Annotated in this window: 22 protein-coding genes and 1 pseudogene; 6 read left to right on the plus strand and 17 right to left on the minus strand. The window is 42.4% G+C overall.

Going from position 1 to position 25,517, the window contains the following annotated elements; all coding sequences use genetic code 11:
* Positions 1–60: 60 nt before the first annotated feature.
* The 5 genes from MKZ02_RS01285 to MKZ02_RS01305 all read right to left on the minus strand — a co-directional run bounded on the left by MKZ02_RS01285 (position 61) and on the right by MKZ02_RS01305 (position 3,973).
* The gene (locus tag MKZ02_RS01285; RefSeq protein ID WP_120035956.1) at positions 61–498 is read right to left on the minus strand and encodes a hypothetical protein; all 438 of its coding nucleotides are present in this window, start codon (positions 496–498) and stop codon (positions 61–63) included.
* Between the two features lie 179 nt (positions 499–677).
* The gene (gene hutH, locus MKZ02_RS01290) at positions 678–2,198 is read right to left on the minus strand and encodes a histidine ammonia-lyase (protein ID WP_340851472.1); all 1,521 of its coding nucleotides are present in this window, start codon (positions 2,196–2,198) and stop codon (positions 678–680) included.
* A 321-nt stretch (positions 2,199–2,519) separates the two neighbouring features.
* Complete coding sequence (hutP, locus tag MKZ02_RS01295; RefSeq protein ID WP_120035954.1) at positions 2,520–2,957, minus strand: hut operon transcriptional regulator HutP; 438 nt, start codon at positions 2,955–2,957, stop codon at positions 2,520–2,522.
* A 215-nt stretch (positions 2,958–3,172) separates the two neighbouring features.
* Complete coding sequence (locus MKZ02_RS01300; protein ID WP_182917165.1) at positions 3,173–3,607, minus strand: hypothetical protein; 435 nt, start codon at positions 3,605–3,607, stop codon at positions 3,173–3,175.
* 15 nt (positions 3,608–3,622) lie between these two features.
* Positions 3,623–3,973 (minus strand): ASCH domain-containing protein, encoded by a 351-nt coding sequence (locus tag MKZ02_RS01305; protein WP_120035952.1) that lies wholly within the window; start codon positions 3,971–3,973, stop codon positions 3,623–3,625.
* 312 nt (positions 3,974–4,285) lie between these two features.
* Between MKZ02_RS01305 and MKZ02_RS01310 the strand changes: the two genes are divergently transcribed.
* Together MKZ02_RS01310 and MKZ02_RS01315 are read left to right on the plus strand one after the other, a co-directional pair.
* The gene (locus tag MKZ02_RS01310; protein WP_182917064.1) at positions 4,286–4,438 is read left to right on the plus strand and encodes a hypothetical protein; all 153 of its coding nucleotides are present in this window, start codon (positions 4,286–4,288) and stop codon (positions 4,436–4,438) included.
* A gap of 199 nt (positions 4,439–4,637) precedes the next feature.
* Entirely contained in the window at positions 4,638–5,078 is a 441-nt protein-coding gene (locus MKZ02_RS01315) for a YtoQ family protein (protein WP_120035951.1), read from the plus strand.
* A gap of 51 nt (positions 5,079–5,129) precedes the next feature.
* Here the strand turns inward: MKZ02_RS01315 and MKZ02_RS01320 are convergent, their stop codons facing one another.
* From MKZ02_RS01320 to MKZ02_RS01330, 3 genes are all read right to left on the minus strand, one after another.
* Positions 5,130–6,320, minus strand: coding sequence for a M20 family metallopeptidase (locus MKZ02_RS01320; protein ID WP_340851476.1), 1,191 nt, complete (start codon positions 6,318–6,320; stop codon positions 5,130–5,132).
* A gap of 459 nt (positions 6,321–6,779) precedes the next feature.
* Complete coding sequence (locus tag MKZ02_RS01325; RefSeq protein WP_340851478.1) at positions 6,780–6,989, minus strand: hypothetical protein; 210 nt, start codon at positions 6,987–6,989, stop codon at positions 6,780–6,782.
* Positions 6,990–7,042: 53 nt separating this feature from the next.
* A complete protein-coding gene (locus MKZ02_RS01330; protein WP_340851481.1) occupies positions 7,043–7,699 on the minus strand; it encodes a hypothetical protein in 657 nt (218 codons plus the stop codon).
* A gap of 456 nt (positions 7,700–8,155) precedes the next feature.
* On the opposite strand from MKZ02_RS01330, the gene MKZ02_RS01335 reads away from it, so the two are divergent.
* A complete protein-coding gene (locus tag MKZ02_RS01335) occupies positions 8,156–9,322 on the plus strand; it encodes an MFS transporter (protein ID WP_340851482.1) in 1,167 nt (388 codons plus the stop codon).
* A gap of 67 nt (positions 9,323–9,389) precedes the next feature.
* Here MKZ02_RS01335 and MKZ02_RS01340 read toward each other — a convergent pair whose 3' ends face one another.
* The 9 genes and pseudogenes from MKZ02_RS01340 to MKZ02_RS01380 all read right to left on the minus strand — a co-directional run bounded on the left by MKZ02_RS01340 (position 9,390) and on the right by MKZ02_RS01380 (position 22,888).
* Positions 9,390–10,622, minus strand: a complete 1,233-nt coding sequence (locus MKZ02_RS01340) for an MFS transporter (RefSeq protein ID WP_340856293.1) — start codon at positions 10,620–10,622, stop codon at positions 9,390–9,392.
* 391 nt (positions 10,623–11,013) lie between these two features.
* A complete protein-coding gene (locus MKZ02_RS01345; RefSeq protein WP_340851483.1) occupies positions 11,014–13,284 on the minus strand; it encodes an S-layer homology domain-containing protein in 2,271 nt (756 codons plus the stop codon).
* Positions 13,285–13,632: 348 nt separating this feature from the next.
* Entirely contained in the window at positions 13,633–14,118 is a 486-nt protein-coding gene (locus MKZ02_RS01350) for a DUF2798 domain-containing protein (RefSeq protein ID WP_340851485.1), read from the minus strand.
* 450 nt (positions 14,119–14,568) lie between these two features.
* The gene (hutI, locus tag MKZ02_RS01355) at positions 14,569–15,873 is read right to left on the minus strand and encodes an imidazolonepropionase (protein WP_340851487.1); all 1,305 of its coding nucleotides are present in this window, start codon (positions 15,871–15,873) and stop codon (positions 14,569–14,571) included.
* Positions 15,873–17,546: a urocanate hydratase gene (gene hutU / locus MKZ02_RS01360; protein ID WP_120035945.1), complete on the minus strand. Its 1,674-nt coding sequence runs from the start codon at positions 17,544–17,546 to the stop codon at positions 15,873–15,875. The genes hutI and hutU overlap by 1 nt, the downstream gene beginning before the upstream one ends.
* Before the next feature lie 225 nt (positions 17,547–17,771).
* Complete coding sequence (locus MKZ02_RS01365; RefSeq protein ID WP_340851489.1) at positions 17,772–19,238, minus strand: response regulator transcription factor; 1,467 nt, start codon at positions 19,236–19,238, stop codon at positions 17,772–17,774.
* 54 nt (positions 19,239–19,292) lie between these two features.
* Positions 19,293–20,204 carry a DMT family transporter gene (locus tag MKZ02_RS01370; RefSeq protein WP_340851490.1) on the minus strand — a complete coding sequence of 304 codons (912 nt, stop codon included), beginning with the start codon at positions 20,202–20,204 and terminating at the stop codon, positions 19,293–19,295.
* 162 nt (positions 20,205–20,366) lie between these two features.
* Positions 20,367–21,560 carry a hypothetical protein gene (locus MKZ02_RS01375; RefSeq protein WP_340851492.1) on the minus strand — a complete coding sequence of 398 codons (1,194 nt, stop codon included), beginning with the start codon at positions 21,558–21,560 and terminating at the stop codon, positions 20,367–20,369.
* A 144-nt stretch (positions 21,561–21,704) separates the two neighbouring features.
* Positions 21,705–22,888 (minus strand): annotated as a pseudogene (locus MKZ02_RS01380) (M20 metallopeptidase family protein).
* A 172-nt stretch (positions 22,889–23,060) separates the two neighbouring features.
* Here MKZ02_RS01380 and MKZ02_RS01385 point away from each other — a divergent pair.
* From MKZ02_RS01385 to sspK, 3 genes are all read left to right on the plus strand, one after another.
* Complete coding sequence (locus MKZ02_RS01385; protein ID WP_340851493.1) at positions 23,061–24,287, plus strand: MerR family transcriptional regulator; 1,227 nt, start codon at positions 23,061–23,063, stop codon at positions 24,285–24,287.
* Between the two features lie 121 nt (positions 24,288–24,408).
* A complete protein-coding gene (locus tag MKZ02_RS01390; protein ID WP_340851495.1) occupies positions 24,409–25,212 on the plus strand; it encodes a hypothetical protein in 804 nt (267 codons plus the stop codon).
* Between the two features lie 127 nt (positions 25,213–25,339).
* Positions 25,340–25,501 carry a small, acid-soluble spore protein K gene (sspK, locus tag MKZ02_RS01395; RefSeq protein ID WP_120035939.1) on the plus strand — a complete coding sequence of 54 codons (162 nt, stop codon included), beginning with the start codon at positions 25,340–25,342 and terminating at the stop codon, positions 25,499–25,501.
* The last annotated feature ends 16 nt before the right edge of the window (positions 25,502–25,517 follow it).

Consider the following 25,517-nt stretch of genomic DNA (forward strand, 5'->3'; position numbering starts at 1 on the left):
ATAGAGCTTCAGACAATACGAAGCTCTTTCTGTTTACCTATAGATGTAGTCGCCACACACTTACGTCAGTTTATTTTTAAAAAGCTCATTCGTCTTGGATAAATATACAAGCTCCTCATGTTGCTCTATTTGCTTTTCATATTCAGCATATTCACTTTTCTCAAGAGGCAGGCAGTCTATATGCTTATCATGAAATGGAAGAGATTGCTCGACCTGCAGAAAAAACGCTTCTTTTTTACAATGAGGGCAAGCCTGATCCGTATTCGCTAGCCTATCCTCTTGAAAAAGCAGCTCGTAGCGAACCAACTCCCTTTGGTATGTACGACTTAACCGTCCACAGTGGCTACACTCCCCTAGTTGGTTCAGTTCATTCAGCTTTGTCTTTATATTTGCTCTGGCGTCCAAGTGGCCAATGAAACGCTCCAGCGAACGATAGATCGTCCATCCGGCCATAGGCATTCCAATCAAGTAAATTAAAAGTGTTATGAACTGGTTCAACTTTATCTTCTCCTTCATTCAATAGATAGCGGAAGATCCAAAAGGGCTGTCCTCATTCATAATGGTTGTCTTTATTTAACAAAGATTCTGCCTTCATCATATCATATTCCCCTTCCTAAAAAGTAGGGAACATAAAACAAAAATTGCCAGCCTCCTAGAGAACTGGCAACCTTTGTCACTTAAGCAAGATCCGATACGCTTCTTTTAAGCCGGTCACTTGTAATGGGGTGTAAAGCTTGATTCATTCTTTCCATATCTTCTGAAAATACTCGATCTTTTTCTATACTTGGAACTATGCTGCGCAGTTGCTCCCACTTGTTACGAAGTTTTGGTGCTACTTTTTCTATGCCTTTATATTCTACCGCTTGCATAGCACAAATGCATTCAATAGCGAGCACACGGCGGACATTTTGAATAATCATGCTCGCATGACGGGCAGCGGTTGTTCCCATGCTAACATGGTCTTCCTGATTTGCGGAGGAGGGAATCGAGTCCACGCTCGCCGGGTGAGCCAGTGTTTTGTTCTCCGAGACAAGAGAGGCGGCTACATACTGCATAATCATAGCACCAGACTGGAGGCCAGGTTCCGGACTTAAGAATGGCGGCAAATCATTTAACTGTGGATTAACGAGCCGCTCAATTCGGCGTTCAGAAATATTGGCCAGTTCCGCAACGGCGATTTTCATAAAATCCATTGCTAGTGCAATGGGCTGTCCATGAAAATTGCCACCCGAGATTACGAGATCTCCTTCTTCAAAAATAAGCGGGTTGTCGGTGGCTGCATTCATTTCAATTTCCAGCTTTTCTTTCACATAATCAAGCGCCTGCCATGAAGCTCCATGTACTTGAGGAATACAGCGGATAGAGTAAGCATCTTGAACGCGCTTTTCACCCTGGCGTGTAATTAGCTGGCTGCCTTTTACCCATTCACTCATACGCTGAGCTACAGCAAGCTGTTGCGGGTAACCCCTTGCTTCGTGAATAGCTGGATGGAAAGCATCAATAATCCCTTCCAATCCCTCCATCGTCATAGCGGCAATCCATTCGCTATCATAAGCGAGCTGCTCGGCTTCCAGATAATTAATAACGCCCATCGCTGTCATAGCTTGCGTACCATTAATAAGTGCCAGCCCTTCTTTCGCTTGTAAAACAATCGGTTCAATACCTTTTTGCTTTAAAACGGACGCACAATCAACAGGTTCACCATTTTCCCCGTGCACTTTCCCCTCGCCAATTAGCACAAGAGCAAGATGAGAGAGCGGTGCCAGATCACCGGATGCTCCTAAAGACCCCTGTTGAGGGATGTACGGATGAATCGATTGATTAATAAGCTCTCCCAATGTTTCTACTAGTACCGGACGCACCCCAGAAAATCCTTTTAACAAGGCATTCAAGCGAAGTACCATCATTGCCCGGGAAACAACTTCCGGAAAAGGATGGCCGACCCCGCAGGCGTGGGAACGGATTAAGTTCAGCTGCAAGTCCTGTACGTCTTCTTCATTAATGATGACGTCACTGAATTTACCAAATCCTGTCGTAATCCCATAGATTGTTTTTTTCTCCGATACAATCCGATCGACCGCCAACCGGCTCTTTAGTACTCGTTCCATACTTTCAACCGAAATGGCTACTTTCTCTTGATCAAAACAAATTCTTCTTAGCTGTTCAATTGTTAAAGAGCCTCCTGTTAATTCCACCATTTTCTTTTCCTCCTTTTAATTTTAAAACATAAAAAGAGGCGACGATGGCATATAAAGAATGAGCCATCATCACCTCCTAACGACTAGTTACTATAGGTCATGATTCATTGTATTCAATTAAACTTTTTACTGACACAGCCCGCACAGAAGGTTGATGCAACTAATTGCCCGCATCAGCTGCCTTCATTGCTGCTTGTGCTATTAATGTGTGGATGTACAATCGCTGGCCTCAGATCTTGTTGAACGGAGTAAGAATGCTTACCTTTTAAGGCGTACAGCCTAGTGAGGAGCAGCAAAGAACTTGTATGTGCAACCACCTAATTAAATGTGATTAATTCCAAGACCGATCGCCTCATGCTCTAACCCTTTTACAGGTGCGCCAATCGTGCCGTAAAAAGCGACGGCAATCCACTCTCCTTCGTTCGCTTGTTTATACGGCCTTCCCCGTACAACAGCAAAGCGAAGTCCGACCGTTCTCAACATTTCACCAATGGCCAGCCTGCCTCTTGTTACCCCTTCCAATGCTTCGAGAATAGCGTGATATAAAGCGTGGGTTTCCCTGTACACATCTTCCTCAATTAACTGATTTCTTTTTACTGCTGTCTCAACAGCCGAAATCACTTTCTGCGTGTTCATAGATCCTACTTTTCCCTGGCAGAAAGATACTTGATCAAATGCCGAATCAAACATGCGGCACTCTGTCTCATCGAGCATCGCGAGCAAGGTGGCAATTTTACCGATCTGTATCGTTTGTGACATTCAACCACCACCCAAATCTGAAAATAAAAAATATTCATTACTCACTTCCTATTATAATCTTAGTTGAAAATATCCGTCAATCATTAATTGGAAAATTTTAGCATACTACCATGTTATCATATTATCACGATAAAGCATGGCTAAAACAAAAAACAAGCGAAGATAGCTGCTTTGAGCGTCTATCTTCGCTTGGTCTCTTCATCATTTCAAGTAATCTACCATAGATTCGGCTTCATTGTCATAAACCAGAGCATGAGCATTAATAAAAAGATATAAATCCATACAGACCGATGCAGCTTATTTACAAGCATCTGCTTATCGGCCCCCGGCTCATCAAATTTTCTCAATGTCGGAGAAAAAGCACGGGCGAGAAAGAATATAGAGCTGAACATGATAATAATTGTCATAACAACCCATGACGTACTCCATGGCCACGGCCCATTTATGATCAGCAAGGCTCCAGAGGCCACCAATACGTGTCCAGCGTGTTTAACCAGCCTGACAGAAGAAGTAAATACGTATATGTAGGCCTGTTGCGCATCCATCCCAGCTGTCTGCATTTTCTTAATTAAGACGAGCAGAACAAAAAATGGACCGATGGATGCGACGGCACTAAGAATGTGTGTATACAGAAGAAGCTGATAAACGATATTCATTTCTTAAAATTATTTCTGCACAGGCTGAAATTCATGAACCCATACCTTCATGCTTGGCACCCAAGGCATGCCGGGATGCATAGATAAAATCGATTCCTTGTATTCTTCGAGGCTTTCATATCCTTCTTGCCTTGCCTGCTCATCTGTTAATTCTCCAAGTGACTGCGAATACACACGCTCAATAACAAACTCCTTGCCTTCAAGCGTCATAATTTCACCAATATCCGCATATCTGCCATTACGGCGTGTAGCTGTTTTCTGTCCTTTTAACACTTTCTCAACATCCGCCGGAACTGTTACCAAGCGCTCAATCGTGCACGTTTTTGGGGGTAAATTTGTATTTTCATTTTGATTAGTCATTGGTACACACCACCTTTATTGATAGAATATCCCTTTATTATACTTTATGTCTAGAGAACTGTAAAAACAGCGACCTCTCTCTATGCCCCGCATGTTTGTTTTCGATACACGAATGGGTAAATTAGCCAATAAGGAAGTATTCATTACAAATGCACGGTAAAACCAGGTGCTTCCTTGTCTTAAACATATGAAAACATGAGGGGAACTCCCTCTTTACTAACTTATCCGTTAAAGTGTATGGTTGCATAAAGAATCCGATTTCTGTTGATTTTTAAAATTACGATAAAAAATACAAAGGAAGAAGGAGATCGCATGCCGAGAGCAACTTTGAAAGAAATATTGGACTCCCTATCATCCATGAGCATCCGCATCACTTCTATAAGAGACCGGTTGCAATCTGTTGAAAAGAAAATAGAAGAACTTTCCTTAATAAACCTGGCCGACCGAAAACATAAAAAGTCTTAATGGAATACAGTGAAAAGAAAACTATTTAAAGGCAACCAGCAATGGGGGCAACCGCATAAACGGCCTTAAAAACATTGCCGGAGATTCCCTTGGCTAGACGCCCGTAAACTTCTTTCAGCAATGTAACCACATATATGCTGGTTAATTAAAAGAGCGAAGCATGATATACTGAAGGAAATATTTACTAGGAGGGTGAATAATGAGGTTAACTATTTATCTCGCTGGGGAAATCCACAGTGCTTGGCGTGAGGAAATCAAACAGAAAGCTGCAGCGCTCAAACTCCCTATTGACTTTGTCGGCCCAATGGAAGACCATGACCGTTCTGATTCTATTGGTGAAGAAATTTTAGGCAAGCAGCCGAACGCCATTTTTCGCGACGCAGCGGCATCCAGCTTTAACAACTTGCGCACAGAGGTGCTGATGCAAAAAGCTGATCTTGTCATCGCTCTATTTGGAGAAAAATATAAACAGTGGAATACAGCGATGGATGCAAGTGCCGCCATTACTTTTGGAAAGCCCCTTATTTTAATCCGTCCAGAATCTTTGCATCATCCATTAAAAGAATTGTCGAGGAAAGCCAGTGCGACCGTTGAAAGTGTAGATCAGGCAATGAAGGCACTTGCTTACATATTTGATTAAAAAATAAAATGCCTGCTCAGCAAATGTCTGGACAGGCATCATTTTTCCTCTTTAAATAATTGATTTCATTTCTTTTTTCAAATAGGCTAAAGTTGCTGCACCCAGCACTTTCGCTGCCACCAGCATGCCCCGCTCATCGATATTGAACTTTGGATGGTGATGAGGGTAGCTTGCTCCCAGTTCCGGATTTTGAGCCCCAGTAAAGAAGAACGCTCCCTTTACATGCTGGAGATAGTAAGCAAAGTCTTCCCCGCCCATTTGCGGCTCGCATTCATTAACTGCTGTCACACCGGGAACAGTTCTAGCAATGTCCATGACGAATTCGATTTCTTCCTTCGGGTTATCTGCTGCCGGATAACCCTTTTCGTATGCATACGTATATTCCACATCTCCGGCGACACAAGTGCCCACTATGATACGCTCTATTTCCTGCGCAATAGACTCACGTGTACTTTCTCTAAACGTTCTTACCGTGCCTGATAGCACAGCCGTATCAGCAATAACATTAGGTGCATTTTTCGCCACAAAAGAGCCAATGGAGAGAACAGCCGTATCAAGCGGGTCCACTCTTCGTGAAACAATTTGCTGGAGGTTACCGACAAGCTGAGAACCTATTACCACACTGTCTTTCGTCTGGTGTGGCTGTGCGCCGTGTCCGCCTTTTCCTTGAATTTTTATTTTAAAGAAATCAGCCGCTGCCATGATTGGGCCTGGACGGTATTCCACTGTTCCTACCGGTGCATTCGACCAGATGTGCTGACCAAAAATCACATCTACCCTCTCAAGGCAACCGTCTTCAATCATGGCAATCGCTCCCCCTGGAAGCACTTCCTCAGCATGCTGGTGGATAAATACAACATTCCCCGCTATTCCATCTTTCATTTCACTTAATGCTTTTGCAAGTCCAAGCAGTGTCGCTGTATGGCTGTCGTGACCGCACGCATGCATAACGCCGTCTACCTTTGACTTATAAGGCACATCGGTTTCTTCCTGGATCGGCAATGCATCAAAATCCGCCCGCAATGCGACCGTTTTTCCAGGCTTGCTGCCGCGCAAAGTTGCTACGACGCCGCGTCCACCCACTCCTGTTCGTACTTCGGTCCCTAATTTTTTATGATATTCAGCGATGTATTTCGGTGTTTCTACTTCCTGAAATGATAATTCCGGATACTCATGCAGATAACGACGGATAGCTATCATCTCATCAAATACCTCGTCTAATAATTGATATAATTTTTCCACCTACCCCACTCCTTTTAAAAAATAAAATCGTTTTATCCTGTTAAAATCAGGATGCTTGCCATAATAACGGATGCGACAATAACCGTTGTGAAGCCTCTGATAAGCATGGGTATTGGGATTCATATTTCATCTAAAATCGCCGGTCTTTTACTCTCGCTTCTCCCTGCTCTCCGGCTAATTTCAGCACGAAGAATAAAATCATCGGGAAAGCTAAATATAGTTGTGAATACAACTGGGATTTCCTGTTAAAATTTCCCACTTAAACAGCTTGGAAACACCATAGCCACCGACTATAATGCCAAATGAATAGGCCCGCTCCATCATTTTATGTTCATAAAAGCCGCTATAAGCATCCATCAGTTCAGGAAGAAGAGTCCAGTTGCTATCATTCATTTTTGTCCATTGGTCTAACCCGGCGTGCAGGCACTGCCAATAAAGAATGGCAGAAATAAAATTACTTTACTCTGCTATCCTTTCGTCAGCCTGCTCTTCTTGTCCTCCTTTTCGGCAATCAGCCTCCCCACTACACTTTGCAATCAATTGGACATGCCCTCGTTCCTGCAATTTTTGCCAAGCAAGTAAAAAAGAACGCCAATCGCCTTCATCGCTTGCCCAGCTTTGTAACATAGCGCAGGAAAAGAAAAAAGCTGATTGTCTATAGTAAAACATCAGCTTCTTCGTCGGCCTAATGGGCATCCATTGGACTTTATCTATAAATGTAGTCAATGATTTTGTTGAATAGAGACTGCTACCTTTAAAGCTTCCATGTAGCCTTTCGGCGTTTCAATTTCATAAACGGCATTGTTTTCCTGCCAGGCAACACGCTGTACGTGTTCTCCGCCCGTTTTGCTGATGTCCAGCATAACCATCCCTGCTTCATGCGGAACAGGCAGTGTATGTTTTTCCAAATATTGAACGACTTTTTTTGCTTCTGCTTCAAGATCGTCTCCTTGTTCCGTTAACGCTCGCATAGCCAAGGACCACCGGCCCTCATTCCAGCCGATGAACTGGGAACCAGCCCCCGCATCTTTATATCCTTTTATTCCGAAGCCAAGATCAACAGCTTCTCCTTCACTGTCTGAGTGATCTTGATAATTAATCTGCTTAGCCGCTGTGCTCATGCTATTATATTTCATTCCTCTCAACACAGCTACGTTCGCTTCTTCATTTTTCAAAGCATCATTATTGATCGGCACAGGCTCATTCATTTCAATAAATTGAATCGTATACTCATTGCTTCTTGAACTTGTTTCAGCTGTTAAATGGTGATCTACTGAAATATCCATGCTCTTTGGCAGTTGAACGGGTACGGTTGTGTGTAACTGCTTTTTTGTTGCTTGAATGACTTCTTCAGGAGTTAAGAGCTTTTGATCTTCCAAAGCACTTTTTTGTCCGCTGCTTATTGCAGGTGGTTGATCATTACCTGGATGGCTTTCTGAATGTGACGGATCCTCTTGTCCTGCAACCGGCCTTTCTTCAGTTGAACTGATCGAATTGCAGCCGGCTAATGTAACGATGAGTGACCCGCACAGTATGATACTTGTTCTTATTGGAATCCCCTCCTCGCTATAGTACTCTTTTCCCCGCAACTATTGGATAAAACGGTAAAAGCACATAGTTAAATTCTTGCTGCTTCTTGAAAAGGAACGTTTTCTTTTTTATAAACATACATAGTTATTGCTTTACATGCACTGACAATGTCCGGTCCCTAATAAAGGTCCCCAGTTTTCTTTTCTATGTTTTGTTGTTAAACTAATTTATTGTATACATATTATTTTTAATAAAATTACGATGAGCAGGATGCTTAGTTGTCCAATAAAATTGGAGGAATGGTCATGCCAGAAACAAAAAAAGCATTGCCTATTTTATTTGTCGTTATGTTTCTCGTTATGGTTGGCTTTGGAATCATTATTCCTGTGCTGCCATTTTACGCAGAAAATATCGGCGCTTCACCTACACAATTAGGTTTACTTATGGCTGTGTACTCATTGATGCAGCTTCTTTTTGCGCCGGTGTGGGGCCGGATTTCAGATCGTATTGGCCGCAAACCTGTTATTATGATCGGAATTCTAGGATTGTCCCTTTCTTTTTTCCTCATGGGATGGTCTTCTTCCCTTTGGATGCTGTTTGTTGCGAGGATCATCGGCGGCATATTATCAGCCGCCAATATGCCGACAGTAATGGCTTATGCTGCTGATATTACCACGCCGGAAGAACGCGGAAAGGGTATGGGCATTATCGGGGCCGCCACCGGTCTTGGTTTTATTTTTGGACCAGCGATTGGCGGTATTTTTTCAAAGACAAGCCTGAACATGCCATTTTATATTGCCGGTATTTCCTCACTGGTAACCTTCTTTCTCGTCCTGCTTTTGCTGAAAGAATCACTCCCAGCAGAAAAGAGAAAGGCAGGACATCGAGAAAAAAAGCCGTTCCGCCAAACTGTGCGTGGACCTGTATCTATTTTATTGGTCCTGCAATTCTTCATTTCGTTGTCCCTATCCGGCTTAGAAGCTACATTTGCCTATTACGGCGCTAAAAAAGCAGGGCTCGAAAGTGTAAATCTAGGCTATGTTTTTATGATTATGGGATTTGCCAGTGCCATTGTCCAAGGTGGATTAGTCGGGAGGCTAACGAAAAAATTTGGTGAAGGCACAGTTATTCAAATCGGCATTCTTGTTTCAGCCATTGGCTTTGGCTTAATCTTATTGGTCAACAACTTTGCGACAGCGGCTATTTTCTTAACGATTTTTGGAATAGGAAATGGAGTGATCCGCCCAAGCGTTTCTGCCTTGCTTACCAAAACATCAACAAGCGGCTACGGGAATGCCACAGGATTGCTATCATCGTTCGATTCACTCGGAAGAATTATTGGTCCTCCATTAGGCGGCTGGCTGTTTTCGATCATGATTGGCCTGCCATATATTTCAGGAATTATCTTGTCTTTCATCGCTTTTGCTGTCTATCGTTTCTATACGTCGCAGGCTAAAGTGCTTCATAATTAAAAAGGAGCAGCCCTTCACCCATGAAGATGGGTGAGGAGCTGCTTCTTTCTAATTCCCTATATTTACTCTATCCCTGAGGGTCCACAGGATCCGGCTTTGTTTCCCCTCTCATATTATATAAAGGTAGAACACAGATCATACCGATAATAAACAAAACGGCTGCCGCTTCAAAAATAGCGGTGAGAGAGAACAAACCTTTTAGGAGGCCTGCTGCACTCATCGTTAATACCATCGAACCAGTAAACAATGGACTTAAAATCCCATTGACCCTGCCAATGAAAGCACCTTCTGTTCTTTGCAAAATCATCGTGTTAATGCCGATCTGGATACAAGGCATCATTAGCCCGTTAAAAAATTCAGCTATGAGTGTCAGCCAAAGGTTCGTAGATAATCCCATTACCGCCAAACCAATGGCGTTCGCAAGCATTCCGCAGATAAGAAGCTTTTGCGGAGCGACTGTTTTAGCAAAAACCATCACGCCTGCTCCACCTATAATCATGCCGACGCCATTCACCATAAATAGCCATTGAAGGTTTTCTTTGTGCAAGCCTAATTGCTCTGTTACGAGAAAGATCGAAAGCGGCTGAATAAACCCCATGCCCAGCCCTGCTGCCATAAAGCATAACCCCAACAAACTTAACTCTTTCTTTTTCAACACATATTGAATGCCGCTTTTCATTTCCTGCCATAAAGTTGTTTCTCTATTTTCTTCCTCCATGCTCCGGTCTTTAGGTAGAAAACCGAGTGCGAAAGCCGAAAGCAAAAAAGCAGCGCCTGTAATAGCAATTGAAATGTTGATGCCAAAAGATTCAAAGACAAACGTGCCAATAATAGGGCCTAAGACCATAAACACGGCAAATAATGTTTGGTAGACTGACATCCCCGCCTGCATCTGCTCTCCGGCTAAGTGCATTTTAAATAACTTCATGCCCGACGGCTGAGAGAACTGTGAAAGAATCGCTGATATCAACGTGGCAAAAAATACCACTTTCCAAGTTCCCATAACAAGCGTTACCAGCACCGCAAATACAGATAAAGCACTTAAAATGTCACACCATACCATTGTTTTCTTTGGACTCCAACGGTCAGCAAACGCGCCTCCAATAAATGAAAAAATAAAAATCGGCGCAAACTCTGCTACTGAAATCATTGAAACTGCAAACGGGTCACCATTTGTCTGCTCCATAACGAACAGTAGAACAGCAAAATTCCGTATCCATATACCGATCTGTAAAAAAAGACCTGAAATAATAATCGCCTGAAAAACGCGGTTCCGAAATAAATTAGGCGATGGCTTTATTTCAGCTTTATCACTTGCTTTGTTTGAAATGTTTTTTTCCAAAATAAAAACCCCCTCAGAGAGTTTCTGAACAGGAGGAAATCAGTACAATACAATGTCAAACAGGACATGATATCCCTAATGGAAGAGACACAATGATCTTGTTGGTTGTATAAAAATGTACAAACTAATCCTATTCAGAAAAAATTTCGTATACTCATTAACGATTTTTTCTTAAAGAATAGGATTAATAGATCATAGCTTCAGGTCCACCCTTCCATTTTTGTTAATAATATCTTAATCGATACGCTTTATTAAGGCAAGGATTTTCCTGAATAATCAAAACAAAAAATCAGTTCTATAAAAAAGAAGCTGTCCACAGCCAACAAGCATGGGCTAGGACAGCTTCTTTTTATTCAGCTAGCAAGTCAAGTGTATCTTTCGGTCGTTCGTTCACATCTGCTTTTCTTGTAGTGGCAGGATACGCTTCATTAATCATGGCACCGAAGCCCTGCTCGCGAAGCAGCTGAACAACCGCTGGAATAATCGGTTTTTCATTATCAACAAGGTACTTTGTTTTTTGTTTAATCATGGCATCAAACGCTTTGCTGCGCGGAATATCTACTTCCGCAAAGATATTTTGGCTCAACAATAAATCCATCAGCGTTAAGTTTTCATAATCATTGCCGCCAAATTTGCCATTGCCGTTATATTGATACCAAAGGTCGCCGTTCGGACGAGCCCAGTTTAAGTTCTCAACCCCTGCTTTTAATTGCCGGGCTGTTGTTAAATAAGCATTATTTTTCGTCTGTTTATACGTTTCAAGTAAAAATCTCATTTCACCAAGTGTGTGATTAAGTGAGGCATGAGTTCTCACTTTCGGCCCATCAGCCTTATAATAATCAGCAATTAAATAACTTGATGCCGTCACTGGAATAATATTTCCAAGCCCCTTTTGCGAGACAAGAAAATCGGCATAACGCAGATTCGCTCCTTTTAGCTGTGAAATATTTAAGGATTCGGCTGTGTTCTTAAGAAATAAAGCGGCGTTTTCATTATGGCGGGTATCAATGTAAGGAGCTGTCAGACCATACTGCTCTTTGAGCCCTGAGCTTGTATACTCGGTTTCAAAGATAGGATTTTCACCAGCAGTCAATGCTCCCCCGGAAAGAGTATCAAGATCGGCCAGTGAATTAACAACGAGATCACGAAGGTAACGCTCCTTATTCTCATTATAAACGGTTAAGTAAACGCCTCCTTGTAGACGCCCTACATTGCGTCCATATCCCATTTGATGAGCCGGTTCAATAGACCAAGGCAATTTTGTGTAGGCTCCATCCGCTGTGAGCCAGTTATTAATAGAAATATACTCTGCGATTGTACGTTTGAACCAGTCGTCCCGGTTACTCGCATTTTCAAACAGCGGTTTGCCTGAGAGCAGCAGCCATGATTCAGAAATGGCTTTTCCTCTTACTTCCATGTTCATTTGGGCAGTAATCGTTTGCTTCGCTGTATCCTCGACTACTTCATAGCTCTCTTTTTCATCAAGTAGCTCTCGAATAACAGATCTTTGTCCGTTTGAGTAGTTCGTCTGTCGTTGGAGAGAAATATAATTTTTACCGACCATCATTTCATTTTTTAATGTTGTCCCGTTTTTCACCGATAGGATACCAACAGGATGGGAGGTTTTATCAACACCAAATACAGAGTGATGTGATTGATTAACCGTTCCGAATGAAGAGTATTTTGCTATCGAATGTTCATTGGCTTGCTCAAATGGCAGGCTAACAGAAGCGGAATACGTATCAGAACCATTGTGAATAAATTTCGTAAATACAAATGTATCGCCATTATCAAGCTTGCGCAATGTGACTTGAAGGGAGCCAAGTGGTTTAGATACCTGCCCTAAATAATAATAGTAGTGGCTATCTGTAGATAAAACATGATCATCCATCACCTTTTTGTTGTATATAAGCGGGACACCTTTCGTATTCATCCTCACCTTCACAGACTGCTGATCATTAACAGGAATGACGACCTCCTGGTTATCTGAAGGCTGCGGTTTCTGTTCACCACCTAGCAGATCGAGCTTGTCCATCATTCTATATATGAATACAACAGCTTCTCCACGTGTAGCTACCTTTTGTGGTTCAAATCTATTATCGGCAGTTCCTTTAATTAAGCCATAGTAACTCATTCGCTCAACAGCGCCATATGCGTATTTTCCGATTTTCGAGGCGTCTGTGAATGTGAGTGGCTGTCTTTTTGTATAATCGCCTTTCAGCTGCATCGCCCGATCCAGCATAGCAGCAACATCTGACCGTGTCACCGGTGCATCAGCAAGAGCTAACCCCTTGGCATTTCCACTAATCAAGCCTGCTTTCTTACCAGCAGCTATTTCCTTATAAAGACGGCTGCTGGCCGGCACATCCGGAAATGCTGATTCACCCGCTGGCAAATCTAATGCACGGACTAAATAAGCAACAAATTGTCCTCGTGTCACCTGAGTATATGGACGAAATTTTCCATCTTCATAACCGCTAACGATTCCCATGCTATTAAGTGTCTCAATCTCCTTCTTCGCCCAATGACTGTCTATATCGGTGAGGGATTGGGCAGAGGCATGGATGACGAAGGTAAATATAATGAATAAAGCAGCCAGACTACCTACAACTCTTCGCATAATAACTCCCCTTTATGTCTCTAGTTAACTAGTACAGAAAGATTATATCATAAGAGAAAATTTTACAGTCGGTGATTTCAAAGGCTAGAAAAGGCAAAAGAGTAGCTATTCCCTCAAGTATCTATTGATAATAAAGTTATTGAATTTTGATTAAAAAGGATAAGAGCCTTACTACATTCTATGCGCAGTAAAGCTCTTTAAAGTTGTTGCAAATTATATCCATCTGCTTATGTATTACTTAAAAAATGAATAATGAAGTTGTTTACTTCTTATTGAGCTAACGCCCCAGATAATTTAACCCAAGACATAAAAAGAATAATCTCAGGAGCTACCTGTAACGTAACATAGTTAGACTACTAAATTATTTTGAGTAGTTTTTATATACTTAGTAAATATATAGCGAACTATTGGCCCTATAATAATGATTTGCAAAGGTAATGCTACTACAAAATTCCTGAAAAATACGGAGAAAAATTCCTTGATAACCGAGTTGGAAGAAAAACCATTGTGGAAATAACTTGTCACCAAACCGTAAATGGACATGAAAAAAGCCATTCCAATAACCATACATGTGGATATTGTTAGAACCTTATATAGCACATTTGTTGTATTTGTTGTTAATCTATAAGCTACTTTTTTAGCTAGAGGTCCTACTAGGTACAGGTCAAGAATTAATGCAACAATAAACCCTATAAGAAAATCCGTTATTCCTCCCAAGAAAGAAATTTGTCCAAATGCATCATTAAGGTAAAGGTTATAAAGAGTCATAAAAAGCACCATTCCAAAACACATGATTAAACCAAAATAGAGGCTTTCTTTTCTAGTAGTTGGCATATGTTAACACTCCTTTCTGTTAATAGAGTCAGTATATAGATTTCACAAATTCTTCGTAAGTGACAACTTTGTGACGGCTGTATAGAGAATAAAAATATTTAATTAATGAACATGATGAAAAAGGTTCTAAACTGGAAAGAAGTAAGATTGTGAATCAACTATTATTTATGTTAGTAATTGCAGTTGTTTTTATATAATTGATCGGTTGAGTACAAAAGAACCGATCAATTATTTTAAAAATATGGAAGAAGGATGTTTAAACAACTTTATTATCTCTGCACATCAAGGGGATTTCTTGCCATCCCTCCAACCACTATCTCAGCGTGAATACTCTCTTTCTCTCCATATCTATTCAACAAAAAAGAACCTCTCATAAAAGCTAGGCTTTTTGAAAGGTTCTTCTTGATTAGTTCTTATCGTGTCAACAATGTTTCACGTGAAACATTCCTTCTATTCGGAAAACACATGTGCATTTACATTAGCCTTTGTCTGTTTGCCACTTACTACTCGCACGCCTTTTTTCCAGACAGAATGAACATGATTCACACCGAACAAATATTGCAGCTCCTGATAATTCTTTACGTTCCATAAGACCACGTCCGCCTGCTTGCCAGCTTCCAATGAACCAATTTGTTTTTCTCGGTTAATCGCGCAAGCGGCATTATACGTAGCAGCTGTCAGGGCTTCTGCCGGCGTCATTCTCATTGAAATACAGGCTAAATTCATCACGAGCGGCATGGAAGTGGTCGGTGAGGACCCTGGGTTGCAGTCTGTAGATATAGCAACAGGAACGCCCGCATCAATCATTTTTCTTCCTTGCGCAGCTTCTTCACGTAAATACAAGGCCGTTGCCGGAAGAAGACAAGCAATCGTCCCAGCTTTCGCCATCGCTTCTATGCCTTCATCCGAGGCTTTCAACAAGTGCTCTGCAGAAATGGCCCCTACTTTGGCTGCCAGTTCAGCTCCACCATAAGGCTCAATCTCATCTGCATGTATTTTGGGAATGAGTCCGTACTCTTTTCCCGCCTCCAATATTCTTTCAGATTGTTCTGGGGTAAACACACCCTTTTCGCAAAATACATCGTTAAACTCTGCCAGCTTTTCTGCCGCTACAACAGGAAGCATATCATTAATGAGATGCTCGACAAACTCATCTTCCCGCCCCTTGAATTCTGGCGGGACAGCATGGGCACCCATGAATGTCGGCACGAGATCAATCGCATGCTGCTCCTGTAATTTCTTCATTACTCTTAATTGCTTTAATTCTGTTTTTATATTCATGCCATACCCGCTTTTGCCTTCTACTGTAGTTACCCCATGTTCTAAAAATGAGTTCAGCCGGCAAATGGTTTGTTCCATTAACTCGGCCTCCGTTGCTTCCCGAGTCATCCGGGCAGTCGCATGAATTCCTCCGCCTGCATTCATAATTTCCATATAAGTAGCGCCTTCCAGACGCATTTCAAACTCGCGTTCACGGCTTCCCCCGTAAACAACATGTGTATGGGGATCTACAAGCCCTGGGGTAACCAAATGGTTCGAGGCATCCAAGATGTCCGCTTGAGCTAATTTATCTTTATAGCGCTCTTCCAACTCCTCCGTTGTTCCCACAGCTTGAATTATTCCATCTTCAATCCATAAGCTGCCGTTTTCGATTAACCCAAGATTGGAAGCATCCTCCTTGGAACGGGGCCCTTTCACGTCTGTAGCCAGAGTCGCGAGCTGTGCCGCATGTTTGATCCAGATTGGTTTTGTCATCACTGATCCCCTCTCTCAAGCATTGGCATGTGAATGCCTTTCTCACGTGCTGTTTTCTTTGCAAGCTCATAGCCGGCATCGGCATGACGTACAACCCCCATGCCCGGGTCAGTCGTTAATACCCGCTGAAGACGCGCTTCTGCTTCTTTCGTACCGTCCGCGACAATAACAACGCCGGAATGCTGGGAGTACCCCATGCCAACCCCGCCGCCATGGTGAAGCGAAACCCATGTCGCCCCTCCAACCGCGTTAACCATGGCATTTAATAGCGGCCAATCCGAGACAGCATCTGATCCGTCTTTCATCGCTTCTGTCTCACGGTTAGGAGACGCCACCGATCCGGAATCTAGATGGTCGCGGCCGATGACGATCGGTGCTTTTAATTCTCCGCTTGCCACCATATCGTTCAAGATTTTGCCGAAGCGGGCACGTTCTCCGTAACCGAGCCAGCAAATCCGGGAAGGAAGCCCCTGGAATTCGATTTTCTCCCGTGCCATGCGAATCCAATTGCACAAATGCTCATTGTCCGCAAATTCACGTAAAATCGCCTCGTCTGTTTTATAAATGTCCTCCGGATCTCCTGATAACGCTGCCCAGCGGAAAGGCCCTTTTCCTTCACAGAACTGCGGACGGATATAGGCAGGGACAAAGCCCGGGAAGGCAAACGCATTTTCCACACCCTCGTCTTTAGCAACCTGGCGGATGTTGTTGCCGTAATCAAAAGTGATCGCGCCTTGTTCCATCATGTCAAGCATCGCTTTCACGTGAGTCGCCATCGATGCTTTCGAAAGCTTCACGTATTCTTCTGGATTCGATTCCCGAAGCTTAGCCGCTTCTTCTAAGGACATATTCACTGGAACATAGCCGTTTAATGGATCATGAGCTGATGTTTGGTCCGTCAAGGCGTCTGGAATAAAGCTGCGGGCAATCATCTTCGGCAGAATCTCTGCTGCATTGCCAAGCAGGCCGATTGATAAAGCTTTACCTTCTCTTTTTGCTTCTTCCGCCAAACGGATGGCTTCGTCCAATGAGTTCGTTTTCACGTCTGTATATCTTGTTTCAATTCGGCGGTCAATTCTCGTTTCATCTACATCGATAGCAATACAAACACCGCCATTCATGGTCACAGCTAGAGGCTGAGCACCACCCATGCCACCAAGTCCTGCCGTCACCGTGATTGTATGCTTTAACGTACCGTTGAAATGCTGCTTCGCCAGCTCCGCGAAGGTTTCATATGTGCCTTGTACAATTCCCTGGGAGCCAATATAAATCCAGCTTCCCGCCGTCATTTGGCCGTACATCATTAACCCTTTTTGGTCAAGCTCATGGAACGTGTCCCAGTTGGCATAAGCTGGCACAATATTGGAATTGGCGATCAATACACGAGGAGCATCGTTGTGTGTTTTAAACACCACAACGGGTTTTCCTGATTGGATGAGAAGTGTTTCATCGGCTTCAAGCTTTTTCAGCGTTTCAACAATCGCATCAAATGCTTCCCAGTTACGGGCAGCTTTCCCGATGCCTCCATAAACGACCAGCTTATCGGGATGCTCCGCTACATCAGGGTCTAGGTTGTTCATCAGCATGCGTAAAGCGGCTTCTTGTTGCCACCCTTTTGTGTGTAATTCCGTGCCTCGGTAACGGATTACTTTTTCCTTTGAAATCGTATTCATTTCTTCAACCTCCTTGATTTGTTATCTTTATTCTATAGTGAAAATTCTGATACTTTTTTATGAATTATTTTTTATTTTATATTTTATTTACAAAAAGTTTATGTTAATGAATTTTTTTATGTTTTGTTTTATTTAACTTTCATTTTTGCAAAACAAAAACGATTCAGCACCAACTGAATCGCTAGGAATAGAGCAATTTTTATTAATGAATAGAATGAAGACCCTTTAATAGCCCGAACGATAGACGGATGGCGTAACGGATTCATATAATTTAAACTTCGCATTAAAATACGACTGGTGGGTATACCCCGCTAACCGGGCTATTTCCTCCAATGATAAATCCGTCTCTTTTAAGAGCCGCTTTGCCTCTCGTAGACGCACTCGATGCAGGGCGTCACGAAAAGTTTGCCCCGACTCAGCAGCAAAACGACGGCTAAGTGTGCTTTTATTCATGCGCAATGTTTCCGCACATGCTGCCAAGTTCCAGCTGGCATCCCAGTAATTCGCTTCAATCAATTCTCTCGTCTTCTCTACGAGAGAATGCGCCCCTTCTTTTAACTGCCCATGATTTTGGAAAAGTAAATCTTCAATAAAAACCAGTAATTCTTCAATAATTTTGTAAATGACAGGCTGGTGAATAATGTCTTGAAACACCTTATGATAGTTGGCTTCCAGATAAGGGCTTTGAAGTTCGTGTGACTTCATATGCCTTCTTACTTGCGCTAAAATGCTGGTTAGACGAATTCGGACAATTTCCGGATCAGGATAAGGCGGCTGGAATGTCAAGAATGCTGCTTCCATCCAGCTGCGGATTTCCTTTGTCTCTCCTTTTTCAAGCATTTCAATCCACTGTCGCTGTTCTAACGGTGTTAAAAACGGATCCATTTCTGGAGGGTTGGTTTGTCCGCTTTCTGCCAAAATAATATCATACCCTTGAAAAAAAACCTGACGGGTCAGCTGACGTATTTTTTGATAAGCGCTTTTAAATGTTTCTTTGGAAGAAGCTGTTTGAATAACAATGGCCAACGGTTCAGTCATCCGTTCCTTCCATTCAGCGAGAAATGCTTGATACTCCTCTTTACAAACAGTAGCTTCTTTCGTTGACTGCACACATAAAACGAAATCTGATAAAGCAAAAATCCGATACTTTCCACTAAAGGAATGCCGCTGAAGCTGCTCATACACTAGTGGAAGCATCATTGGCTGAGGGGCTAAAAAGGCCGCCATGGTTACCGATTCCCCAGTCGGGCGCTCTGTAAGAAAGAGATCAGGATAGTCGACTAAGCCGGCATATTCATCTTGCAGACTAAAGTCGGAAACGGATGATCCATTTCGTAATTCATAACGCAACTGCTGGATGAGTTTAATCAATTCTAGTGGAGAAAAAGGGCGGAATAATACGTCTTCTGCGCGATAACGCAAGGCCCGATAAGCTGTTTGGAAAATCCTTTCAGAAGAAATACCTAGCCAACGAATTCCTTTTTGTTTTAAGATTTCTCCGAGCTGCATGTTCTCTTCTGTCCATCCGTCCATGTTCAAGATAGCAAGAGTCACATGTTGCCTCTCAATAGCAACCTCAAAGTCTTTGGTTGTGTCCCATACTATGAGCCGGACTCCAGTCAGGTGAGATTCAATCATCCATCGGATGCCCTGTTCTTCTAGTTCGTCCTTTGCTACTAAATGAATGTCCATCTCCTATCCCGTCTCCATTTCTCTTCTATAAACAGCAGAAATCAAATGATCAATCTATGCACTGCTCTCTGCTTTTTTCCTTAAAGTTCCTCGTTGTTTTCTCCCGAATACATTTACTACCACAACACTTAAGACAGCTACAATGCCTCCAACAACAGACAAAGTACTCGGCAGCTCATGAAGCCAGATCCAAGCAACTAGAATAGCGAACACCGGTTCAATATACATCATACTCGTCACAGCACTCGCTTCACCCATGGACAAAGCAATAGCCCATGTAACATAGGCTAGAGCAGCTGGAAAAATACCAACATATATGGCCGAAATGGTCGCTTCCACTGTCGCTCCCTCGATTTGTTGGAAGAGACCGGGAAAGAAAGTGAAAAGAGGTAAAGTGCCTATCCAAGTGAAATAAGCGGTCAGCTCAATGGGTTGATAGCGATACAACAGCGGTTTTTGAAAAACGAAAAAAACAGATGTTGCAATCGACGCAATTAATAGTAAAAAGGCTCCTTTGGAAATGCCAAATGTAGACCCTGCTGTTCCTAATGTAATTAGAAAGATGCCTATAAACCCAACAAATAGCCCAATCCAGCCAAATAAGCCTAGCTGCTCTTTCAATACAAAAACGGCTATAACCGCCGTAAAAACGGGTGCCGCAGCAATTAACATACTAGCTGTGCTCGCTATAACGGTTTCTTCTCCAAATGTCACACAGATCTGATAGACACTAATCCCAACCCAGCTGAGAATACAGATTCTCATCATGTCCTCTTTTTTTGGCAATCGAAATTTTATTCCCGGCCAAACAGCATATAAAATAAAAATCCCTGAAGCGATCATAAAGCGGAAAAGAACCAAATGACCTGCAGAGTAACCACCATGCAAACTTGCGCGAATAGCTGCAAATGAAGAACCCCATATGATGATAGTGAAAGCCGCCATCAAAAAAGCCTTCTTATTCATAGCTTTCACCTCCCATTATTTCATCGATCAAAATATCGTGTAAACAAAAGATACACAATCTTATAGAAAAAGCATAAATATAGCAATCTTTAATAGCTGGAAAGCATGCTGACTAAACTGGATGTTTCACCGCTAAAGATCAGCGTTATACAAGCTTCTTCTCTAAAGCGTGCTCATTACAACACCGGCAATAAAAACGGAAGCAATCGTAACGGTTGTAAACCCTCCCACCAGCATAGGAGATAAAATTTCATTGAAAATATATTCTTCTTCCTCTTTTGTCCTTGCGATACTGCGGCTCACTTCCTCACAAACTAAGTAATCACCTGGAAAGCCAAACATCGCTGTTAAGGCGACAGGAACCCCTTTGTCTGTATCCCACTTGACGATTTTTGAACCGACAAACCCACCAAGGATAATGCCGACGGCTCCGATAGCAAGAATGGCCATAACGGCTGGAAAATAATCCAGCAGCATTTGGAAAGTGATCCCATTCATAGACTGAATAATAGCAAATACGATGGCAAGCATGACAATCCCAAAGGAGTTGGATTTTTCCAGCATGCTTTGACGGTAAAAACCAACATACGTGCCGATTAAACCAATAACCAATGACCAAAGAGCATAGTTGATGCCTGTTACTTTATCTAGCATAACAGCTAAAGATCCGCCGATAAACAACTGAAAAATTAAAATTGGAGCTGTCGCATACCTATCAGAAAGCCAATGCTTTCTTTCTGCTTTTGTTGCTTCTGGACCCACTTCCTCGTTTGGAAGAACGACCTCGCTCGTTGCGGCAAGATATTTTTCTTGATCAAAATTCGCTGAAAGCTTCTTGGCATAGCGGCGAAGAAAAAACGAGGCCAATGGTAGCCCGACCAGTGTTTGCAAGCCAAGAATAACAGCTGGCACGGTCACTAAGGCAGCCAAGCCCAATTCGTGTAATTTATCTGATGTAATGATAAAGGCGACCACACCCCCACTTATCGGACCGACGCCGGATGCGGCAGTCTCATAACCAAAGAGCGGTGTCATCACTAAAAGGATCGTTCCTGTTGAAAGAATGATGCCAATCAGTGCAATGATAACAGACTTATATTGCTGCTTAATCATCTTCATAGGAATCAGCGTTCCCATATGGACAACGAGTGGTGCAAACATTAAGGCTCCCAGTGTGGCAAGTGTCGAATGATCCAGGAGATCCTCCGGAAACACGCCGATCCAAATAAGCACTAAATATCCGAATAACGCAATGGCCAACATAGGCACCCGGGCCCTTGTTTTAATTGACACAATTTCTCCGACAACGATTAATGACAAAATAATCATAGTAGCAATAACCGGGTCTTTCAACATTCGTATCACTTCCCCTTTTTCGTTTATTAGATTTTCAACTCTTCTAAGTAAAACGCTTTCAATCATTAGAGTGTTGAATGTTGAGGGCCTTGTCGTCTTTTCTTCTCATTGACTGCGTCTCTCTGATCACCTATACAATAACTTTTATTTACAACATAACTTTTTAGCGATTCCTACGAAATAATTTACGCCGAACTGCAATGCTTCTTCGTCCACTTTAAATTTAGGATGATGCAGTGGATATGCTTCGCCAAAGTCCGGGTCATGAACACCGATAAATTGCATAGAAGCGGGGATTTCTTGAGAGAATGCAGAGAAATCTTCTCCCCCAAATAAAGGCTCTTCTACATGAATCACATTTTCCTTGCCAACCACATCTTCTGCCACTTCTCTCGTAATCTTGACTGCTTCTTTATCATTCACTACACTTTTATAACCCTCGTGCCAAATGATTTCATAGCTGGCACCGTGTGCCTCTGTGAGTCCTTTTACAATTTGATTGACATAACCCTTGGCCTGTAAGCGGATATCATCATCAAGTGAACGAATTGTCCCGCCGAGTTCTACTGTATCCGGAATAACATTCAGGGCACTTCCACCATTGAATTTTGTGACAGAAATAACCGGTGATTTTAAAGCCGGCAGTTTTCTAGAAACGATCTGCTGAATATTCACTGCTATCTCTGCTCCAACCATGATTGGGTCGATGGTCAGTTCTGGAGTAGAAGCATGACCGCCGTAACCGATGATTCTGATGACAAAATCTGCGTTACCCGCGCAAAGCACTCCTTCTCTCATGCAAATTGTGCCCGTCCGTTCCGTTCATACGGTGTTACGTGAAGGGCAAAGGCATAATCGACTCCATCCACCACTCCCTTTTCAACAAGCTCCACTGCTCCTCCTGGAGGCATTTCCTCTGCGTGCTGAAAGATAAATCGAATTTCCCCGCTAATTTCATCCTTTATCTCAGAAAGCGCCTTCGCTGCACCTAACAGCATAGCTGTGTGAGCGTCATGACCACACGCATGCATAATTCCCGGATGTTTTGAAGGGAAAGCAGTATCTGCCTCTTCCAGAATGGGGAGCGCATCCATATCTGCACGAAAAGCAATGACAGGCTGATTCCCAACAGACGTCTTGGCCCCTCTTAGCACGGCCAGTACACTTGTTTTTGTAGGTTTCGTTACTTCCAATCCTGAAAAGCTTGTGAGATGGTTGTAGACATACTCAGAAGTTTGGATCTCTTGAAAAGAGAGCTCCGGGTTCTCATGAAGATGCCTTCTCCATGAAATGACTTCCTCTTTTAGTGAGGCTTGTTGCACTGTCATAGGAAATTCCCCCTTACTTGTTTTGAACGGTTCAAATTCTTTTAATTTTTCCGTATAATCAGTTTATTGAGTGGTGTTAACCGGATGTCAATAACCATTTTAATTGAATTTTCAGAAAAAATGGAGCCTACTCTACTTTTTATAAAACAGAACGAAATGGGGGAATGGCAGGGTGAAAATTGGAAGTTTCGCCAAGAAATTTGGTGTGTCCATCGATACAGTAAGATACTATATCGACCTTGGACTCTTAATCCCAGACAAGGAAAAAACACAATATCAAATGAACCAAATGTGTCTGGAAGATATGGCTTTCATCCATCAGCTAAAACAGGTCCGTTTTTCCCTGAAAGAAATCCATAAAATATTGTCCCTTAAGCGACTCACCAACAGTAATGATAACGAGGATGCCAGCTACTTTACTAATCTGCTTCTTGAAAAAAAAGCTGACCTGATGATCGAAAAAGATGAAATTTCAAAAGCGATTCATTTGATTGAAACAAAGATTCATTCAAACAAAGATGATTTTTCAAATCCTGCCAAAGTGGGGATGCCTTTATTCTTTGTTCCTTTATTTTGCTGTCCGCATTGTCACCAGTTACTAAACTTAAAAGATGCTTCCATACAGGGACATTATATATATAAAGGCGTGCTCTCTTGTCCATGCGGCTACCAGGCAATCATCAAAGAAGGAATTCTCTTAACTGATCAACTGAAGTCTTCACCGAATAAATATTCGATCTATGAAATTGATGTGAAGAAGTGGAACCCTGGCTTTGTTAGCCTGCTTGAAAAAGGAAAGCTATGGATGATCAAGGAATTAATGAAAAATGACTTAGCTGGTAAAATCGTTGTGGAGACAAATATCGAAGTTTCTATGCTTTTACCTAAATATCTATCATCCCTTTCCGATAAAGCTTATTACATTTTCACCTGTCATTCCCTTAAGACAATTGTGGAATTAAAGAAAAAAATTGAAAAAGCCAATCCGAATTTAACCGTTTTGTATATCGTCAACAGTGATCTTCATTTGCCATTAGTTCATCAATCGATTGATTTCTTTATTGATAGCACATCGTTTACTCAATTTTCTTTAATTTACGAAGAATCACCGGTCGCCATTTTAAGGCCTTATTTAAAGAAGACGGCGCGCATGATAGGCAGCTACGTCTTCTATAGTACCCATGCTAAATCACTAAAAAAGATTCAAACGATTTATCCGGCAGCAAGCTCTCGCGCCCTTCACTTGGACTACTTAGAAAAAGGCCTGCGGCACAACAGACTATTCACGACAAAAAAAGAAGAAATTGGCTATACAGAAGATCCAGGCAGCTATTTCAGCTATCATGAAGCAGGAGAGAAAATGAAGCTGCTCGCCTATGCAGCGTATTGCCATGAATAATAGGCCAAACAGAAATGCCCACATTGACCCCTTTGAAGTACGAGTTGTTAAAAATAACCTTTAACAACAGCTGAACAAAAGGGGATCTACTTAAATGCCTACCGAAAAAGGAGTTTTCATTATGAAGCTTGATTTTATTAAAGCGAGTCCTTCACAAAATATAACTGCTTTAATTACAAACTACGTAGCACCGGCTCATTATGCTGCGATTGCCAATACGATCATGGGCTATGAATACCTGAATGCAGAACAAGTTGGTTTTATCGTTTCACCGAAGAGAGATGATTCTGTTCTCCGCTTAGAGATGTCGGGCGGAGAGTTTTGCGGTAACGCGATTTTATCTGCAGCCGCTTATTGTCTCTACAAAGGATTAAGCACAGAAACACGCTTTCTTCTGGAGTCTTCTGGCTCCGACACACAGCTGGCCTGTGAAGTAAACGTTAAGTCGCCTTCTTTTTTTGAAGCAAAAGCCGAAATGCCCAATCCTCTTTCGATTAAAGAACTGGCTGTTAATGCCCATGACCACCCTGTTATCGGAAGTCTTGTACGGCTGGAGGGAATTACTCACTTCTTGACCGATCGCTGGCTATGTGAAGAAGAGTTTGAACTCGTTCTCCAGAAGCTTCTGGAAAAAGTCGATGATAAAGCTATTGGAATTATTCCCTATAAAAAATTAACGAAAAATGAATATGAAATCCGTCCCTTTGTCTACGTTAAAGAAACTGGCAGCAAATTTTTCGAGCGTGCCTGCGGCTCCGGCACATTAGCTCTTGGTTTTCATTTAGCTCAAGACAATCAAGATCACACATTCATTGTCCATCAGCCAGGAGGCATCATACATGTAGAAGCCGGCAAAAAAAATTCCATATCAACCAATGTTCGTTTTACCTCTGAAGGAACGGTTAACCTCGAAGCAGAGCGGTAAAAAGCGAAAATATTATTTTACGTTTCCCACAAATTTTATCGGGACAGCCCTTATACTTTTTTATCTTCTACTCATACTAATAGTGCGTGAGAGCTTACACTTTTTACTTTGCGCTTGGAGGAGAACAATGAGAAACAAAGCGAAGAACTTTCCCGATGATAATATGACTGGCGAGGGTGAAAAAGCTCGTGCTAAAGCGCGATATGCGTCTAAACGGGCGGACGGCACAACGAATACCCATCCGCAGGAGCGAATGAAGGCATCAAGCGAAAGAACAACGGAATCTTAAAAAGCAGGAGGGCTTC

It is taken from the genome of Pseudobacillus sp. FSL P4-0506 (assembly GCF_038003025.1).
Classification (GTDB): domain Bacteria; phylum Bacillota; class Bacilli; order Bacillales; family Domibacillaceae; genus Pseudobacillus.